The 18,330-nt window shown below is 70.4% G+C and carries 18 protein-coding genes; 9 read left to right on the forward strand and 9 right to left on the reverse strand.

Translation table 11 applies throughout. The features are described from left to right. Positions 1–46: 46 nt before the first annotated feature. The 7 genes from clpB to HPY32_RS20920 all read left to right on the forward strand — a co-directional run bounded on the left by clpB (position 47) and on the right by HPY32_RS20920 (position 7,923). Positions 47–2,602 (forward strand): ATP-dependent chaperone ClpB, encoded by a 2,556-nt coding sequence (gene clpB / locus HPY32_RS20890; protein ID WP_067578763.1) that lies wholly within the window; start codon positions 47–49, stop codon positions 2,600–2,602. 41 nt (positions 2,603–2,643) lie between these two features. Further along, complete coding sequence (locus tag HPY32_RS20895) at positions 2,644–3,396, forward strand: DUF5666 domain-containing protein (RefSeq protein ID WP_067578761.1); 753 nt, start codon at positions 2,644–2,646, stop codon at positions 3,394–3,396. A gap of 82 nt (positions 3,397–3,478) precedes the next feature. Continuing rightward, positions 3,479–4,603: a TtfA family protein gene (locus tag HPY32_RS46200; protein ID WP_309247539.1), complete on the forward strand. Its 1,125-nt coding sequence runs from the start codon at positions 3,479–3,481 to the stop codon at positions 4,601–4,603. Between the two features lie 130 nt (positions 4,604–4,733). After that, a complete protein-coding gene (locus HPY32_RS20905; RefSeq protein ID WP_067578757.1) occupies positions 4,734–5,546 on the forward strand; it encodes an SDR family NAD(P)-dependent oxidoreductase in 813 nt (270 codons plus the stop codon). 8 nt (positions 5,547–5,554) lie between these two features. After that, the gene (gene pyrE / locus HPY32_RS20910) at positions 5,555–6,100 is read left to right on the forward strand and encodes an orotate phosphoribosyltransferase (RefSeq protein WP_067578755.1); all 546 of its coding nucleotides are present in this window, start codon (positions 5,555–5,557) and stop codon (positions 6,098–6,100) included. Positions 6,101–6,170: 70 nt separating this feature from the next. Beyond that, positions 6,171–7,229 (forward strand): beta-ketoacyl-ACP synthase III, encoded by a 1,059-nt coding sequence (locus HPY32_RS20915; protein ID WP_067578754.1) that lies wholly within the window; start codon positions 6,171–6,173, stop codon positions 7,227–7,229. A gap of 7 nt (positions 7,230–7,236) precedes the next feature. Continuing rightward, complete coding sequence (locus tag HPY32_RS20920) at positions 7,237–7,923, forward strand: lysoplasmalogenase (protein ID WP_067578753.1); 687 nt, start codon at positions 7,237–7,239, stop codon at positions 7,921–7,923. Here the strand turns inward: HPY32_RS20920 and HPY32_RS20925 are convergent. From HPY32_RS20925 to HPY32_RS20935, 3 genes are all read right to left on the reverse strand, one after another. Next, complete coding sequence (locus HPY32_RS20925) at positions 7,907–8,353, reverse strand: hypothetical protein (protein WP_067584624.1); 447 nt, start codon at positions 8,351–8,353, stop codon at positions 7,907–7,909. The genes HPY32_RS20920 and HPY32_RS20925 overlap by 17 nt on opposite strands. 82 nt (positions 8,354–8,435) lie before the next feature. Beyond that, entirely contained in the window at positions 8,436–9,098 is a 663-nt protein-coding gene (locus HPY32_RS20930) for a LuxR C-terminal-related transcriptional regulator (protein ID WP_082870634.1), read from the reverse strand. Further along, positions 9,095–10,474, reverse strand: a complete 1,380-nt coding sequence (locus tag HPY32_RS20935) for a sensor histidine kinase (protein WP_082871068.1) — start codon at positions 10,472–10,474, stop codon at positions 9,095–9,097. The genes HPY32_RS20930 and HPY32_RS20935 overlap by 4 nt, the downstream gene beginning before the upstream one ends. A 113-nt stretch (positions 10,475–10,587) precedes the next feature. Here HPY32_RS20935 and HPY32_RS20940 point away from each other — a divergent pair, with 113 nt between their 5' ends. After that, positions 10,588–11,256, forward strand: a complete 669-nt coding sequence (locus tag HPY32_RS20940; protein WP_067578751.1) for a TrmH family RNA methyltransferase — start codon at positions 10,588–10,590, stop codon at positions 11,254–11,256. A gap of 21 nt (positions 11,257–11,277) precedes the next feature. On the opposite strand, the gene HPY32_RS20945 is transcribed toward HPY32_RS20940, so the two are convergent. The 5 genes from HPY32_RS20945 to HPY32_RS20965 form a co-directional block, all read right to left on the reverse strand. Then, complete coding sequence (locus HPY32_RS20945; RefSeq protein ID WP_067578750.1) at positions 11,278–12,108, reverse strand: hypothetical protein; 831 nt, start codon at positions 12,106–12,108, stop codon at positions 11,278–11,280. A 180-nt stretch (positions 12,109–12,288) separates the two neighbouring features. Further along, complete coding sequence (locus HPY32_RS20950) at positions 12,289–13,068, reverse strand: ESX secretion-associated protein EspG (protein ID WP_067578748.1); 780 nt, start codon at positions 13,066–13,068, stop codon at positions 12,289–12,291. After that, positions 13,069–14,412, reverse strand: coding sequence for a PPE domain-containing protein (locus HPY32_RS20955; protein WP_171982957.1), 1,344 nt, complete (start codon positions 14,410–14,412; stop codon positions 13,069–13,071). Next, positions 14,409–14,837, reverse strand: a complete 429-nt coding sequence (locus tag HPY32_RS20960; protein WP_067578745.1) for a hypothetical protein — start codon at positions 14,835–14,837, stop codon at positions 14,409–14,411. The genes HPY32_RS20955 and HPY32_RS20960 overlap by 4 nt, the downstream gene beginning before the upstream one ends. A 27-nt stretch (positions 14,838–14,864) precedes the next feature. Beyond that, positions 14,865–15,473, reverse strand: coding sequence for a DUF3558 domain-containing protein (locus HPY32_RS20965; protein WP_082870633.1), 609 nt, complete (start codon positions 15,471–15,473; stop codon positions 14,865–14,867). 150 nt (positions 15,474–15,623) lie between these two features. Here HPY32_RS20965 and HPY32_RS20970 point away from each other — a divergent pair, with 150 nt between their 5' ends. Further along, a complete protein-coding gene (locus HPY32_RS20970; RefSeq protein WP_067578742.1) occupies positions 15,624–16,052 on the forward strand; it encodes a YbaB/EbfC family nucleoid-associated protein in 429 nt (142 codons plus the stop codon). On the opposite strand, the gene HPY32_RS20975 is transcribed toward HPY32_RS20970, so the two are convergent. Then, positions 16,009–18,306 (reverse strand): ATP-binding cassette domain-containing protein, encoded by a 2,298-nt coding sequence (locus HPY32_RS20975; protein WP_067578738.1) that lies wholly within the window; start codon positions 18,304–18,306, stop codon positions 16,009–16,011. The genes HPY32_RS20970 and HPY32_RS20975 overlap by 44 nt on opposite strands. Positions 18,307–18,330 lie beyond the last annotated feature (24 nt).

An 18,330-nucleotide genomic window follows, 5' to 3' on the forward strand; every position in this document is an offset into this window, starting at 1 on the left:
CTACGGCGTTGAACGTCGTGAAACGACAACTAGTAGGAAGGTGACAGTGGACTCGTTCAACCCCACCACCAAGACTCAGGCGGCGCTGACGGCCGCCCTGCAGGCGGCCTCGGCCGCGGGTAACCCGGAGATCCGTCCGGCGCACCTGCTGGTGGCGCTGCTGGATCAGACCGACGGCATCGCCGCCCCCCTGCTGAAGGCTGCCGCGGTCGACCCGGCAACGGTTCGGCGCGAGGCCCAGGACATCGTCGACCGGCTTCCCCGGGCGACCGGTGCCACCACCACCCCGCAGCTGGGCCGCGAGGCCCTCGCCGCGATCACCGCGGCGCAGAAGCTGGCCACCGAACTCGGCGACGAGTACGTCTCCACCGAGCATCTGATGGTCGGCCTGGCCGCCGGGGATTCCGATGTCTCGCAGCTGCTGCTGAAGTACGGCGCCACCGCCGACGCGCTGCGCGAGGCGTTCACCACCGTGCGCGGCAACGCCCGGGTCACCGGCCCCGACCCGGAGGGCAGCTACCAGGCGCTGGAGAAGTACTCCACCGACCTCACCGCCGCCGCCCGCGAGGGCAAGCTGGACCCGGTCATCGGCCGCGACACCGAGATTCGCCGGGTGGTGCAGGTGCTGAGCCGCCGCACCAAGAACAACCCGGTGCTGATCGGCGAGCCCGGCGTCGGCAAGACCGCCATCGTCGAGGGCCTGGCCCAGCGCATCGTGGCCGGTGACGTGCCGGAGTCGTTGCGCGGCAAGCGACTGGTGTCGCTGGACCTGGGCGCCATGGTCGCGGGCGCCAAGTACCGCGGCGAGTTCGAGGAGCGGCTCAAGGCGGTGCTGGAGGAGATCAAGACCAGCGCCGGGCAGATCATCACGTTCATCGACGAGCTGCACACCATCGTGGGCGCGGGCGCGACCGGCGAGTCGGCCATGGACGCGGGCAACATGATCAAGCCGATGCTGGCCCGCGGCGAGCTACGCCTGGTCGGCGCGACCACGCTCGACGAGTACCGCCAGCACATCGAGAAGGACCCGGCCCTGGAGCGCCGGTTCCAGCAGGTGCTGGTCGGCGAGCCGTCGGTGGAGGACACCATCGGCATCCTGCGCGGCCTCAAGGAGCGCTACGAGGTGCACCACGGCGTGCGCATCACCGACTCCGCCCTCGTCGCCGCGGCCACGCTGTCCGACCGCTACATCACCTCCCGGTTCCTGCCGGACAAGGCGATCGACCTGGTCGACGAGTCGGCGTCGCGGCTGCGCATGGAGATCGACTCGCGGCCCGTGGAGATCGACGAGGTCGAGCGCGCGGTGCGCCGCCTCGAGATCGAGGAGATGGCGCTGGCGAAGGAGACCGACGAGGCGTCCAAGCAGCGGCTGGAGAAGCTGCGCCAGGAACTGGCCGACGACCGCGAGAAGCTGAACCAGCTGATGGCCCGCTGGCAGAACGAGAAGCAGGCCATCGACGCCGTGCGCGTGGTCAAGGAGCAGCTCGAGGCGCTCAAGGGCGAGTCCGAGCGCGCCGAGCGCGACGGCGACCTGGGCAAGGCCGCCGAGCTGCGCTACGGCCGCATCCCGCAGCTGGAGAAGCAGCTGGCCGAGGCCGAGCGCAAGGCCGGGACCGCCGCCGATGGCGAGGTCATGCTGCAGGAGGAGGTCGGCCCGAACGATATCGCCGAGGTGGTGTCGGCGTGGACCGGTATCCCCGTCGGCCGCATGCTCGAGGGCGAGACCCAGAAGCTGCTGCGCATGGAGGACGAACTCGGCAAGCGCGTGGTCGGGCAGAAGGAAGCCGTGCAGGCGGTGTCCGACGCGGTGCGCCGGGCGCGTGCCGGGGTCGCCGATCCGAACCGGCCCACCGGCTCGTTCATGTTCGTCGGCCCGACCGGCGTCGGTAAGACAGAGCTGGCGAAGGCGTTGGCGGACTTCCTGTTCGACGACGAGCGCGCCATGATCCGCATCGACATGAGCGAGTACTCCGAGAAGCACTCGGTGGCCCGGCTCGTGGGCGCCCCGCCCGGATACGTCGGCTACGACCAGGGCGGTCAGCTGACCGAGGCGGTGCGGCGGCGGCCGTACACGGTGGTGCTGTTCGACGAGATCGAGAAGGCCCACCCCGACGTGTTCGACATTCTGCTGCAGGTGCTCGACGAGGGCCGGTTGACCGACGGCCAGGGCCGCACGGTCGACTTCCGCAACACGATCCTCATCCTGACCTCGAACCTGGGCGCGGGTGGCGACAGGGACCAGATCATGAATGCCGTGCGCGGGGCGTTCAAGCCGGAGTTCCTCAACCGCCTCGACGACGTGGTGATGTTCCACGCGCTCAACGAGGAACAGCTCGAGGACATCGTCGACATCCAGCTGAACCAGCTGCAGAAGCGGCTGTCGCAGCGTCGCCTGAAGCTGGACGTCAGCGATTCGGCCCGGTTCTGGCTGGCCGTGCGGGGTTACGACCCGGTCTACGGCGCCCGTCCGCTGCGCCGCCTCATCCAGCAGGCCATCGGCGATTCGCTGGCCAAGGAACTGCTGGCGGGCGAGGTGACCGACGGGGATCTGGTCAAGGTCAACGTGTCGCCGGACGGTGACGGGTTGATCGTCGGTCGCTGAGGTCCGGACATACATCCCCATCTGCACCTACCCTGGTTCGCATGACGAATCCCAACGACCCGTGGGCGCAGCGACCGGATTCGGCCGATGCGCCGACCGAGCGGGTCGGGGTGCCGTACAACTATTTCGATCAGCCACCCGGGCCGAATCCGACCCGGGAGCTGCCGCCGTACGAGAGCCAGTACGGCGTGTACGAGCCCGCGGACGGTTACGACCAGTGGCGGCCCGGCGCCGCGCCGATGGGCGGCCCGGCCTACGGTCCCGGTGGCCCGCAGGGGCCGATCGGGCCGACCGGGCTGCCGGTCGAGCCGCCGCCGCGGCGGCGCACCGGCCTGTGGATCGCCCTCACGGCGGGCGTCTTCGCGCTGGTCGTGCTGGGCGGCGTGGTCGCGGGACTGGTTCTGGCCGGGCACAATTCGTCGTCGACGTCGTCCGCCGACGGCAACGGCTACCGCCCGGTCCCGAGCCAGGTCCCGGTGATCCCGCCGCAGCGCCCGTCGAACGGCCCGCAGCCCAACCTCCCGCCGCTGCCCGGCCTGGGCGATATGGACAACCTCGGCGCGACCATGGGCACCATCACCGCCAACGACGGCTCGACCCTGACCATCGACTCCCTGCTGGGCTCCACCGTCACCGTGCACACCGACGACAAGACCCAGATCGTCACCAGCGGCGCGGGCAAGGTCGCGGATCTGCACGTCGGCGACATGGTCGTCGTCCAGGGCGATAAACAGCAGGACAAGTCGATCCTCGCCAAGATCATCATCAGTACCACGCTCCCGCCGCCGCGTTGAAGTCCCGACACGAGTCGCCGGTCCCACGAACACGCGCCGACGAAGGAGGCGTCGGACAACGGAGCTACTAGACTCCGAAGCGATGACGGCAATGTGGTTCGGGCTCGCGGCGATCGCACTGGTGGGTGCGATCGTGCTGCTGTATTTCGATCGGCTCCAGCGCCAGCGGACCGGTCACGTGCGTCAGGTCTGGGCGAAATCCCAGGGCTACACCTATGTTTCGGTCGAGCCGGCGCTGGCGTCGACGTGGCGCCGCGGCGCGATGGCCAAACTCGGGTACCTGTCCGCGGTCGACGTGGTCTCCGGCAACCGCAGGGGCGAGAAGTTCGTGCTCTTCGACCTGGAGGACGCCGCGACGCTGGTCGCCGTGCGCCGCCAGATCGGCTCCGACATCGATATCGACCTGCGGCTCAAGACCGCCACCCCGCCCAAGGACCACGACCTGGAACTGCTCGGCGCCATCGGCGACCGCGTGGTCTTCGCGACCAACCCGGACATCGCCCGGCACGCCGTCGACCAGCGCATGGTGGCCTTCATCGAGACCCTGCCCGACTCCGTGCAGCAGCTGTGGAGCGAGGGCAACTGGACGCTGGGCATGCTGCCCGTCGGCACCTCCTCGCGCGAGTGGGAGGCCGCCATCGACGCCGTGCTGCGGCTGTCCGGCCTGCTACACGTGCTACCCCCGGTGGCCGGTGACCGCGGCGGCCGACCCGACGAGGGACACGATCCGGGCCGCCCCCGCCCGCGCAACCGCCCGGACCCCGAGAACGAGAACACCGGGCCCGAGCACCCCCACCCGATCGTGGCCCCCGCCGCCGAGCACGCCCCGTTCTCCGAGCCACCGCACCACGAAGACCCGCAGGCCGAACAGCCGCCCGCTCCCGAATCGCGCTTCCCGGAACCGCCCGCGGACGATCCCGAGGACTACGCCCCGCTGGTGAAAGACATTGCGGGCGAATCGGATCCCGAACCCCCGCGCCGCCCGGCCCTGGCCGTGGTGCCCGATCCGCGCAGTCGCGTCCGCCGCAACTGGCCGCCCGCCGAGGAATTACCCGAGGACGAGCCCGACGAATCCCGCGCCTTCGACGAGGAGTTCGTCGAAGACGAGTGGCCGGAGCGCCGCGACCACGACCGGGACGAGCCCGAACGCCCGGGCGGCCCGTTCCACCCCGGGTTCCGCCCGTATCAGGGCCCCGCACCCCGGTGACCGCCCCCTCGCGGGGCCGCCTGCGACACTCCGAGGCCGTCTCGGACCGTGCCGTCCGTATCGCCGCCGACCGCGCGGCGATATTCGCGTTCGAACCCAGCTCGTCGAGTGTTAGGCGGTTGATGACCCCATGACCGAATCCCCCTCGAGTCCGCGCCTACCCGGCGCCACCCGCCCCGTCGCCCTGGTGACCGGGCCCACCTCCGGCATCGGCCACGGCTATGCGGAGCGGCTCGCCTCCCTCGGCTACGACCTGGTGCTGGTGGCCCGCGACGAGGAGCGGCTCCACGGCTTCTCCGAGGAAATGCAGCGCCGCTTCGGTACTCGATCGGAGCCGCTGCCCGCCGATCTCGCCGTGGCCGCCGACCGGGACAGGGTCGCGGCCCGGCTGGCCGAGGGCGTCGAATTCCTGGTCAACAATGCCGGAATCGGGCTCTCGGGCGAGCTGTGGACCGTCGACCCGGCGGATCTGCAGCGCCAGCTGGACGTCAACGTCACCGCCGTGCTGCACCTGACCCGGGCGGCGCTGCCGTCGATGATCGCCGCGGCCAAGGGGTCGATCGTCAACGTGGCCAGCGTGGCCGGGCTGGTCCCCGGACGCGGATCGACGTACTCGGCGTCGAAGTCCTACGTCGTATCCTTGTGCGAAGGACTGGCGGGCGGGCTGGCCGGGACGGGCGTCAGAATTCAGGCCCTGTGTCCCGGATTCGTCCACACCGAGTTCCACCAGCGAGCCGGTATCGCGACCTCGTCGCTGCCGAAACCGATGTGGCTCACCGTCGACCAGGTGGTGGCCGGTTCACTGCGTGATCTGGAGAAGGACCGGGTGATCAGTGTGCCCGGTGTGCAGTACAAGGTGCTCACGTCGGTCGCCGGAGTGTTCCCGCGGTCGACGCTGGCCCGGCTGAATCGACGCCTGTTCAACGCACGCGGAAGGACATAGACACGACCATGATCGAATCGACCGCCGACCGGGATAGATTGGCCGAGCTCGTGCGCGAGCTCGCCGTCGTACACGGCCGGGTGACGCTGTCGTCGGGCAAGGAAGCCGACTACTACGTCGACCTGCGCCGCGCCACCCTGCAGCAGCAGGCCGCGCCGCTGATCGGCAAGCTGCTGCGGGAACTGGTCTCCGACTGGCAGTTCGACGCCGTCGGCGGCCTCACGATGGGCGCCGACCCGGTTGCTCTGGCGATGCTGCATGCCCCCGGCCGCCCCCTGGACGCCTTCGTGGTGCGCAAGGCCGCCAAAACCCATGGCATGCAGCGCCAGATCGAGGGCCCGGAGGTCGCGGGCAAGCGGGTGCTTGTGGTGGAAGACACCACGACCACCGGAAACTCACCGCTGACGGCCGTGCGGGCGCTGCGCGACGCCGGCGCCACCGTGGTGGGCGTGGCCACCGTCGTCGACCGGGAAACCGGCGCCGACCAGGTGATCGCCGCCGAAGGGCTGGAGTACCGGTCCATTCTGAGTCTGAAGGATCTGGCGCTGGGCTGACCATTACTCCTGAGTTAGCCTTGACGTGGTCAGATGTCCGTTCAGCGGTGAAGGGTCGTGTGAGTCACCAGTGGTGAGCATTGCAGTCAACAAGGGTCGCGAGAATGTTGCGATGCTCGGTATCGGTGCCTACCGGCCGAAACGCATCGTCAGCAACGACGAGGTGTGCGAGGTTCTGGACTCCACGCCCGAGTGGATCTACGAACGCACCGGTATTCGCAACCGCCGCTGGATCAGCGGCGATGAGACGTTACGGTCCATCGCCGCGGCCGCCGGAGAGCGCGCGATCGTCAACAGCGGGGTCGATCGCGCCCTGATCGGCACCGTGATTCTGGCCACGTCGAGCTGGTTGAAGCTCACCCCGCACGGCGCCCCGAGCGTCGCTTTCGACCTGGGCATCAACGGCATTCCGGCCTTCGATCTGACCTCCGGGTGCGGTGGTTTCGGCTACGCGCTGGGCGTGGCGGCCGATCTGATCCGGGCCGGTTCCGCCGAGTACGTGCTGGTGATCGGCGCCGAGACGATGACCGTCGGCCTCGACCCGACCGACCGCGGCACCGCGATGATCTTCGGTGACGGCGCGGGCGCGGTCGTGGTCGGGCCCAGCGAGGAGAACGGCATCTCGCCCACGGTGTGGGGCAGCGACGGCGAGAACGCCGAGGCCATCTCGCAGGACGTCGATTTCCTGGAGTTCATGAACAAGGCGCAGGCCATGCAGGGCACCGATCCCGCGGTGACGCCGATCGGCCGGATGTCGCTGCGCATGGAGGGCCAGCGGGTGTTCCGCTGGGCCGCGGTCACCCTGCCGCGAGCGCTGTCGACCGCCCTCGAGGTCTCCGGCGTGGCCAAGGACGACATCGAGGTGTTCGTGCCGCACCAGGCCAATGCCCGCATCAACGAGCTGATGAAGAAGAACCTCGGCCTGGCCGAGGAGATCCCGATGGCGGGCGACATCGAGAACACCGGAAACACCTCGGCCGCATCGATTCCGCTGGCCATCGAGGAGATGCTGGTGAGCGGCAAGGCCAAGGGCGGTCAGCTGGCGCTGGTGCTCGGCTTCGGCGCGGGGCTCAGCTACGCCGGACAGGTGGTCACGCTGCCGCCGGCTCCGGTCGAGCCCAGCTTCTGATCCGGTCGTGGCCCGGCCTTTTCGCGCGGCGTACGCCGCGGCCGCGGCGGTGACCGTCTTCGGCGCGGTGACCGGCCGGGACCGCTGGCAGTGGGCCGCCAAGCCGCTGCTCATGCCGCTGCTGGCCGCCGACGCGCTGCACGGCGGCGATCTCGCGCCCGCCGACCGCGCCCTGCTGCTCGGCTCGCTGGGCGCGGCCACGCTCGGCGACGTGCTGCTCATCGATCCGGACGACGACCGTCGATTGGTCGCGGGCGCTTCGTCTTTCGCGATCATGCAGGCGGGTTACGCGGCGCTGTGGTGGCGGCGGGGTGCGCGCCCGCGGGCCGCGGTGGCCGGGCCGCGACTGCTCGCCTGGGCCGGTGCCGGTGCGCTACTGCGTTGGCGCGCACCGAATCTCGCCGTCCCGCTGACGGCCTACGGCGCGACCCTCGGCTCCGCCGCGGTACTCGCCTCCGATCCCGCCCTGGCTCCCGACGCGAAAACCGTTGCCGGGGTAAATGTTCCGGGAAAATCTGCCCGCAGCCGCCTCGGCCTCGGGGCGCTACTGTTCACCGTGTCCGACGGCCTCGTCGTGTTGCGCCGCCTGTTCGCCCGCGGCGAGCGCTCCCGCAGGATCACCGAGGGCGTAATTCTCTCGACTTACGCTGCGGCACAATATCTTCTGACCGACCCGGTTACAGGCACAGAATGATCCTGTCCCGATCGGCAGGATCGACGCGAATCGAAATGGTCTCCCCCACCGCTATTTTCGGCTGATCTACCGGCTCCACGTCGAAAACTATTGTGCCGTGGTAGGTTTCGGAACCGGGAATGGTCAGCTCCAGGTCGATCTCGGTCAGTTCCGTGTGATGGTCGGTTCGTTCCAGCCGGTGGACGCCCTCGATGGTGGCCCAGCCCTCCAGGCCGTGCCGGAGCAGGCGGCGGTCGGCGCGCGAGGGTCGCTGCGACAGCAGCATGCCCAGCCCGACGCAGGAACCGAACATGCCGACCAGGGCCACGATCTGGAACGCGATGGTTCCCGGCGGGGTATGTCGGACCACCCAGCCGAGCCAGAACCCGAGGGCGACCAGGTACCCGACGGTCACGCCGAGCACGGTGCGAACAATGCGTGTGTGGTCCAAGACGACCTCCACCACCGCCGATGGGATTCCAGGATAGGCCCCGGACGCCCCTCGTGGCGGCGGTTCCCGGTCGCGCGGCGGGTTACCCCTTCAGCCGCAGCACCGCCAGCACCCGGCGGTGGTGGGTGTCCGACGGCGGCAGGTCCAGCTTCAGGAAGATATTGCCGATGTGCTTCTCCACCGCCCGCTCGGTGACGGTGAGCGACTGCGCGATGGCCCCGTTCGACAGCCCCTGCGCCATGAGTTCCAGTACCTCGCGCTCGCGCGGGGTCAGCCGCGCCAGCGAGTCCTGCTGCCGGGTCGCACCCATCAGCTGGCTCACCACCTCCGGGTCCAGGGCGGTACCGCCGGTGGCGACCCGCGCCAGGGCGTCGACGAATTCGCGCACATCGGCCACCCGGTCCTTGAGCAGATAGCCGACCCCGCTCGCGCCGGAGGCGAGAAGCTCGGTGGCATACCGGGTTTCGACCCACTGAGAGAACACCAGCACGCCGGTGTCGGGGAACTTGCGCCGCAGTTCGATCGCGGCCAGCAGGCCCTCGTCGGTGAACGTCGGCGGCATGCGCACGTCCACCACCGCCACATCGGGCCGGTGCTCGGCCACCACCTCGCTCAGCCGGACGGCGTCGCCGACCATCTCGACGACCTCGTGGCCGCGGTCGGCGAGCAGTCCGGCCAGCCCGTTCCGCAGGATCGCGCTGTCCTCGGCGATCACCACGCGCAGGGTGGGGTCGGCGGTGGTCATTGTGGTCCTCCGATCGGCAGGGTGAGGGTGACGACGGTCGGCCCGCCGGGCGGGCTGTCCACGGTGAGCGTGCCGTCGACCGACCGGGCGCGGGCGGCCAGGCCCGACAGCCCGCCGCCGACCACCGCCTCCCCGGTCGGCAGCGTCGGTTGCCGCGCGCCGCCGTGCCCGTTGTCGCGGACCGTCAGCACCAGGCCGTCCGAGCCGGACGGCAGCACCGCGACCCAGACCCGGTCGGCGCCGGAGTGTTTCACCACATTGGTGAGCAGTTCGGCGGCGGAGAAGTAGGCGATGGCCTCGATGGCCGGGACGGGCCGCCGCGGCAGCCGCACCCGCAGCTCCACCGGCACCGCGCAGCGCGCCGCCAGCGTCTCCAGCGCCGGTTCCAGGCCCAGCTCGAGCGCGGGCGGATGGATGCCGCGCACCAGTTCGCGCAGCTCGGTAATGGCCTCCTTGGAGCTGGCCCGGGCGTCGGCGATCAGCTGGGTGGGGTCGGCGCCGGTGGCCATCCGGTCCTCGGCCCGGCCCAGCGTCATGGCGATGGTGACCAGCCGGGCCTGGGTGCCGTCGTGCAGATCGCGTTCGAGGCGGCGCAGCGTCGCGGTGGAGTCCGCGACGGCGACCCGGCGGCCCTCGCGCAGTTCGGCCATCCGGCGCTCGCGGGCGGTCGGCGCGAGCAGGACCAGCATCAGCAGCCGGTGCGCCCAGGCCGTGCCGCGAATCAGCCAGGGCACCACGAGGTAGAAGACGAGCACGCCGACCAGGCCGAGCAGCAGCATCCGCGGCCAGGTGTCGAAGTAGTAGTCGCCGAATTGCAGCATCGAATGCCGTTCGCGCCCTTGGGAATCCACGTTCGTCGGATGGAACACCGCCCAGACGATCGGGGAGAGGGCGGTGAACGCCGCGATCCCGAAGCCCGTCAGCACCAGATAGCCCACGCCCACGCCGAGCACGGCCTCGAGGATCAGGAACAGCAGCACCCGGTAGGCGACGCCGTCGGTGAACACCCCGCGCAGCCAGCCGAGCAGGCCCGGCTCCGGCTCCAGGGGCCGCGGCTCCTCGATCGACAGATCGAGCAGGGCCCGGCCCAGCGCGCGGTAGATCTGCCCCCACACCCGGCCGCTCAGCAGCACCGTGGCCAGCAGCGGGATACCGAGCACGACGACCGAGGTGAACACTCCGGCGCCGTAGGCGAAGAAAAGGTACGCGCACACGAGGCAGCCCAGCGGCAGGGCCGCGATCAGGTAGACGAGGTCCTTCCAGGTCCGCGCCGCGAAGGGGGCCCGCAGGATCGCGAGTGTCACGCGCGCGGTGGTCGACGGCGATCGCGCGGGGCGCTCGAGGGCGATCGTCTGCTCGGCGGAGGTCTCGGTCATAGCATCCATGGTGGTCGGGACGGTGGTGCGCGGCGAGGGAGCGGCCCACCGAATCCGTGGTGGGGCCAGCCACACCATCCGGCCAGCCTATCGGCCGCCGCTACGATGACGCCGTGAGCAGCACCCTCGAACTCATCGGCCCCACCGAGTGGGGCGAGCATCCGCACGGCGTCGGGCCGTGGCGCGAGGAGTTCGGCACGCCGCCGCCGGAGGATCCGCGGCTGGACCCCGAGCTGCTGGCGCACGGCGATCGCCGCAATGTGGTCGACGCCTATCGCTACTGGACGCGGGAGGCGATCGTGGCCGATATCGACCGCCGCCGGCACCCGTTCCATGTCGCGATCGAGAACTTCGGGCACGACGCCAATATCGGCACGGTGGTGCGCACCGCCAACGCGTTCGCCGCGGCCGCGGTGCACATCGTCGGCCGCCGCCGCTGGAACCGGCGCGGCGCCATGGTCACCGACCGCTATCAGCACATCGTCCATCACGCCGATGTGGACGAGCTGCTGGAGTTCGCCGGGCGCGAGGAGCTGACGGTGGTCGCGGTGGACAACGTGCCGGGTTCGGTTCCCCTGGAAACCGCTCGGCTGCCGCGCAATTGCCTGCTGCTGTTCGGGCAGGAGGGGCCGGGCGTCACCGCGCGGGCGCGCGAGGCGGCGGTGATGACGGTGTCGATCGCGCAGTTCGGCTCCACGCGCAGCATCAATGCCGGGGTGGCCGCGGGTATCGCCATGCACGCCTGGGTGAGCCAGCACGCCGACCTGACCACGGCGTGGTAATGCGCTGGGGCGCAGCGGTTTTCAGTTGTCGATCGGCGGTTGCAGGCTGAGCCGGTCGGCCAGGTCGTCGACGGCGGCGGCGTCCATGTACGCCTCGGTGGTCAGCTCGAGGAGGCTGGCCCAGCGGCCGATCCGCGGCGTCCAGCGGTCGATGTAGGCCCGGGCGTGCACGGCCTCGGCGAGATCGCCGTTGGCGCGCGCGGTCTGCTCCGCCCGCCGCGCCGCCGCCACCGTGTTCTCGGCGAGGGCGAGCTGTTCGCGGCAGTGGTCGAGGTCGTAGATCTCCTCGCGCACGGTGTCGGCCTCCACCCGCAGGGTGGAGATGAGTCCGCGTAGTCGCGGGTCGGCCGGGACCAGCCGCGGCATCTCGTCGCCCTCGGGGAGCGGCCGCCCCGCCGCGACCACCGCGCGCAGCCGCCGCGCGCGCCGCTCGTTCTCCCGTTTCTCCCACAGCGCCAGCTGTTTTCGGTAGTCCGCGAGGTCCTTGCCGGTGACCTCGCGGAAGCTGAGCCGCGCGGTCGCCGTCATCCGCTCGGCGCCCTCGGGATCGAAGACCACCATCCGCACCTGCCGCGCCTTCGGCTCCGGATCGGCGCGCTCCTCGATGCGCGCGTCGAGCACGTCCGCGTGATGCTCCGCGATCAGCCCCTCGCAGACATCGTCGAAGACGGCCGTCCCGACCTCGACATAGTTGGAGCACACCCGCCCGCACGTCGGATCGGCGGCGCCGAAGACGCCCTCCCCGCGCTCCAGCACCGTTCGCTCGCCCTCGGGCACGAGCCGGACCGCCTCCCACCGGTAGGACACCGGGTGGCCCTCGGGCGTCTCGGCAGCGGCAGTACCATCCATCATGTCCTCCAAGCGCTTTGGCCCCGGACACCTCCCCGGCGCCCGGACTTGCTCATCTGACTCATCTGATCGATGTGGTGAAGCGCAAAAACGGGCGAAATACGCAGCGGTTCATGGTCGAACTACTTGCCTGGCACGACAATACGAGCAACCCGCCCCGACGACAACCGTCCGGCGACCTGATCAGTGCGCGAATTGGCCGAGTTCCTCGATGTATTCGCGATATTCGGTGAGGGCGTGATCGAGCAGGCGGGCACAGACCGATTGCAGCGCGTCCGCGTCGGCGGGCTGGACCGTGAGCGTGCGGGTCCCGGTCTCCATGTAGCGGCCGTCGGATTCGATGTCGTACCAGCGCACGGTGCCGACCTTGCGGGGCGGGCGGGTGCCGCGGTGGCGGGGCCCGCGGAAGACGGTGACCACGCCCGCGCCGGTGGCCGGGCGGCGGATCAGGCGGCGGTAGCGTTCGAGCGGCGTGGAATCGCCGGTGTAGCGGATCACCGGCTGCCGTTCGGGATACAGGTCGGCGGCGACGAACGCCTCGGCGCGGCGGGTGCCGGGCGGGCGGCGGGGGAGCAGCGTGGTCAGGGCCGCGGGCAGGGCGTCGGCGGTGGTGATGGTGACGTGGATGCGGGGCCGCCGGGTGAACTGCACCGCGAGCACGCCGTGCCGGTCGTGGCGGGCGGCGCAGACCCGGATCGGTCCGGCGGCATCGCACGCGCCGTGCACCTCCGCCCAGGTCTCCGGCTCGGTCAGCACCGCGAACGCGCGGCGCAGCAGATCGGCCTCGCCCCAGCTCAGGCGGCCCTGCTCGGAGTACTCGCAGCGCACCCGCGCCCAGTGCAGATCGCGCTCGTTGACGTGGCTGAACTGCGATAAATAGCCGAGCGGGTACAGCATTCGATCGTTGGCGGGCCCGAACCACAGCGCCGCGAACTCTTCTGCATCGAACGACCAGGACGCCATTCATTCACCAATCGTGGGCGGCACATATCTGCTCTTACCGAGCAACTCGGTGGTGTGCGACTCGTGCCGCAGGTCGACCTTCTTGTCCTGCTTCTCCTCGTCGTCCGTGCGGCGCGCGCGGCGGACCCGGGGCGGGGGTGCGGTGTTGTGCGGGTGTGCCGCGCTGCCGGTCGCGGCCCCGGCCGCCGCGGCGGCGGTGGCGGCGGGAGCGAAGGTGGCGGGCACCGAGACCGAGGGCTTCGGGGCCGGGGCGGGCGCGGGGCCGATGCTCGGGGCCGGGTTTCGGGCGGGACCGCCGGTGGGGATCTCGCCCGGCCGCCCGCTCTGCGGTGCGGGGGGATCGGCCGGTACGGCGGCGGGCGGCGGCGCGAGATGGCTCGGCACGCCGAGCCGTTCCGGCGGGGCGGCGGGGGTGGCCTCGACATACGAGGGGGCGCCTGCCGACGTCGGGGCCGTGGCCGGTTCCGGAGTGGCTGGGGCGCTGGGCTTTCCGTCGTCGGTCCCGGCGGGGGTGGTACTCGCCGGGGCATGCGAGGTCGTCGGGTCGGGCGGCGAGGATGCGGTCGGCGCGGACGATGTGGACGCTGGCTGCGTGGAATCGGTTCGGGTCGAATCATCCTGCTTGGAATCGCTCCGGCCGGAGTCGTCCTTCGTGGAGTCGCCCGCCGTCGAGTCGCCGTGGTGATCGGTACCGGGTGTATCAGATTGCGGCCGTTGATCTGTCGTATCCCCGGGCCCGGTGTCCGATCCGTCGGAATCGGCGACGGTGCCGCCGCCCGGTGTCGTGGTGCCACCCGGAACCTGCGGGGCGACCGGGTCGACGATCGGGGACAGCGCGGGCGGGAAGGTCGGGATGAGGGTGTCCTGGGTGCGGAACGGGATCACGTACCGCTGCTGCATGATCTGGCGGGCCTCGTCCTGCGCGCGGGCCGCCTCGCGGGTCTGGCTGTCGAAGCCGGTCGGGTCCTTCTTCTGGTCGGCCGTCACCGGAAACTCCGGCGGCAGAAAGGCTTTCGTCTCCGCCGCGGCCGCCGCGGTATTGGTGACCACCTTGGCGGTCCCCTCGAACAGATCGGCCAGGCCCTCGGCGTGCGCGCAGTAGTCGAGCACGGCGTTCGCGGCGGCGTCGGCGGCCGCGCCGGTCCAGTGCCCGTCCACCGCGGTGCGGATGGCGCGCACCAGGGCCTCGGTGGAATTGCGCCAGTCGTTGCGCGCCCGGTCCCAGTTGGCGACGATCGGCCCGACGCCGTCCCCGACCTGAGCGAACGCATCGAGTATCTGTCGGTGGGTCAGCGCATCGACGTTCTCCGGGTTGACGATTCGGGGCGGATCGTAATCGGTCATCGCCCGCCTCCCCCTTCCGGTCGGTGCGCCGATTCCGCGGCCCGGAACTTCGCCGCGAAATCGGCATCGGTCTGTTCGTAGCGTTCGCGAATAGTGCGCAGCAGGGTTTGCAGTTCGTCGGCGACGCGGAAGTGCTCCTCGAGCGTGGCATCGGCATTGTTCGCGCCGCTGGCCGCTTTTTCCCGAAAGCTCTGCACCATGGTTTTCGCGGAGGTCAGATACTGCGATCCCTCGCCGATCTTCCAGGTTTCCTGGTCGTGAATGTCCTGGATGATCATCTGAATCTGCCGGATCTCCTTCTTGCGCTGCACCAGTGCCCTGTCCAGCGCCACGAACGTCGCCGGATCGACCCGCAGCGACACCCCGCCGTTGCGGGCCTGGTCGACCAGGGGCCCGAACACCCCTTGCGCGTCGTCATCGGCCACCTCGGCCCCTTTTCTTTCGCGTATCGGTCAAGCGTTGGGTGATATGGACCCGACGACCTGCCGCACGAAATGATCGAGCAGGTCGCAGGCATTCCGACTCGCGGTCCGAGCGGCGGTCTCCGGATTCGAGAGATCGAACAGCACGGTGCCCGAGGCGATTTCGAGGCCGAGTGCGCAGCTCTGCGCCGCTCGGTCGGGATGCGGTGTGTAATAGGCGGTTCTGCGTCCGGCGATGCTCTGCGCACGGTAGGAGTCGGAGTATCTCGCCTTGATCATGTCCAGCGTGAGGCTGGATTTCATGACGCGGACGAAATAGCCGTCACCCTGCCGGTCGACGTATCCGCATCCGGTCGAGGTGACACCGCCGACGCTGGCGTCCTGCGGCCCGCTCTGCTCCAGATTCTCGGCGCGCAGCACCGTTTCGGGGATGTCCCGGCACGGATCGAAGCCGGTGGCCTGCGGCGATGGCGCGACCGGTGGTGCCGCGGAGGTCGCGGGCCGCGGGGATCCGCCTGCGCCGCCGCCGCATCCAGCGACGAGCAGCGCGCCCGCGATGCCTGTGGCTAGGACGGCCACGTCAACCCCCCGTGACGACTTCCGGCCGCCCGCAATCGGTTTCGCGCTGGTCGGGCTCATGCACACGGCACCCCCTGCTGCGGTCTCCTCGCCGGTGACGCACGCCGACGAGGGCTATGCTCTGACCCACGGTTTGCACCGGGATGGGGCGATTCTGCCACAGGAGCGGCTCGAGAACACCGGTCGTGTGACGATACGGGAGGAACACGCATGGCGGACACTCCGATTCGTGCCGAGGCGACGAAACAGCACCGTGCCACGGCGAGTTCGCGCACCGGGGCGGTGACGATCGAGGTCGGCGCGGACGGCGCGATCCACGGCATCGATCTGTCCGATACCGGACAGCGGCTGCCCGCGGAGCGGGTGGCGGCGCTGATCGCGGCGCTGCACGAGCGGGCATTGGCCGCGGCCCGCGCCATGGTGGACGAGGCCACCCGCGCCAGCGAAATGGCCGCCACCCCCGTCCGATTCGACGAGAACGCGTCCCCCCGCGACGGCGTGATCGGATCACCCCTCGAACCCGATCCGGCGCCGGTCACCCACGACCCGTCGCTGGACGACCTCGAGGACGAGGACGAGTACTACCGCGGCTTCGTCATCGTCCACGAGGACGACCATCGCCCGCGGCGCGGGCGGTAGGTCGGCTCCCCGGCCGCAATGCCGCCGCCGTGGCCGACTCGGCGCACGCCGCCACCTGCCGCGGCGTCCCCTCGCACAGCACCCGCCCCCCGTGCCTGCCCGGCCCCGGGCCGAGGTCGACGATCCAGTCCGCGGCGCGGATCACGTCCGTGTTGTGCTCGATCACCACGACCGTATTGCCCTTCTCGACCAGGGTGTCGAGCACGTGCAGCAGCGTGTCGATATCGGAGGGATGCAATCCCGTCGTGGGCTCGTCCAGCACATACAGCGTGTGACTCCCGGTGCGGGACAGCTCCTTCGCGATCTTCAGCCGCTGGCACTCCCCGCCGGACAGCGTGGTGAGCGACTGGCCCAGGCGCAGGTAGCCGAGGCCGACCTCGGACAGGTGGCGCAGCGCGCGGGCGATGGATCGATCGGGCAGGCGGCGCACGGCCTCGTCGACGGTGAGGTCGTCGATATCGGCGATGCTCAGGCCGTCCACGGTGTAGGCGAGCACCTCCGCGGTGAAACGGCGGCCGCCGCAGGTCTCGCACACGCTCTCCTGGCCCTCCATGAAGGCGAGGTCGGTGTAGATCACGCCCGCGCCTTTGCACGCGGGGCAGGCCCCGGCGGAGTTGGCGCTGAACAGCGCCGGGCGCACGGCATTGTGCTGCGCGAACACCTTTCGGATCGCGGGCGCGATACCGGAGTAGGTGAGCAGGCTGGAGCGGCGATTGGTGGAGACCGCGCGCTGGTCGACCACCGTGGCCGGATGCTGGGCGACCAACTCGGCGGCCAGGCTCGACTTGCCCGAACCGGCCACACCGGTCAGCACGGTCAGCACGCCGGTGGGAATGTCGACGCTGAGCCCGCGCAGATTGTTGCGAGTGGCGTTGTCTATCCGCAGTTTTCCGCCCGGCACCCGCGGGGTCCGGGCGCCGCGCCGGGCGCGCAGGGCACGGCCGGTGGGCGTGTCCGCGGACCGCAGCGCGCCGAATTCGCCCTGGAACACCAGCCGCCCGCCCGCGGCCCCCGCCGCCGGGCCCACCTCGACGATGTGGTCGGCGACCCGCATGACATCGGGGTCGTGCTCGACCACCAGCACGGTATTGCCCTTGTCCCGCAGCGATTTCAACAGCCCGACCATGGACCGCACATCGTGCGGGTGCAGCCCGACGGTCGGTTCGTCGAACACGTACAGCATTTCGACGAGGCTGCTGCCCAGGTGCCGGACCGTCTTGATGCGCTGCGATTCACCGCCCGACAGCGTGGTGGTCGGCCGGGCCAGCGACAGGTATCCGAGCCCGATCTCGGTCAGCGCGGCGAGCTTGTCGTGCAGGGCGGCGACCACCGGCGCGATGCGGGGCTCCCGGATGCCGGGCACCAGATCGGCCAGTTCGCCGATCTCCATCCGGCTCATCTCGGTGATGGTGCGCCCCAGCACCCGCGCCGCCCGCGCCTCGGGTTTCAGCCGCTCGCCGTGGCAGTCCGGGCACGGCGCGGCATGGGTGAAGCGGTGCAGCACGGCCTGTTTGCGATCGGACAGGTGGTCGGCGGTGTGCAGGTAGATGCGCTCGAACAGGTCGATGACGCCCTCGTAGTCCGCGGGCAGGCCCAGCCGGGCGGCCGCCGCCCCGCGATACAGCAGGGCGTGGCGCGCGTCGGCGGGCCAGTCGGCGATCGGGACGTCCGGATCGAACTGCTCCAGCTCGGCGTATCGCCGGTACCAGTACTTCTTGTCGCCGGTGAAGCCGGGCATGGCGATCGCGCCCTGCGACAGGGACTTTCGCCGGTCGACGATGCCGTCCACATCGGGGACCAGCGTTTCGCCCAGCCCGGAGCAGGTCGGGCACATCCCGGCCGGATCGTTGAACGAGAAATGGTTCGAATCACCGACATACGGCTCGCCCACCCGCGAGAACACCAGGCGCAGAAAGGTATACGCGTCGGTGATGGTGCCGACGGTCGATCGGGCATTGCCGCCCAGCCGCTTCTGATCGATGACCACCACCGGCGACAGCCCCTCGATCAGGTCCACCTCGGGCCTGCTCCAGCGCGGCAGCCGATTGCGCACGAACGGCGGATAGGTCTCGTTCACCTGATACCCGGCCTCGGCGGCGATGGTGTCGAACACCAGCGACGACTTCCCCGACCCCGACACCCCGACGAACACCACGAGCCGCCGCTGCGGCACATCGATGTCGACATGGCGCAGATTGTTGGTCCGCGCGGCCCGGATGCGAATCGCGGGCACGGCGCTGAGCGAATCGGTCATGCCTCGACGCTAGGGCCAGATGTG

This window comes from Nocardia terpenica (assembly GCF_013186535.1).
In the GTDB taxonomy this organism is placed as follows: Bacteria; Actinomycetota; Actinomycetes; order Mycobacteriales; family Mycobacteriaceae; genus Nocardia; species Nocardia terpenica.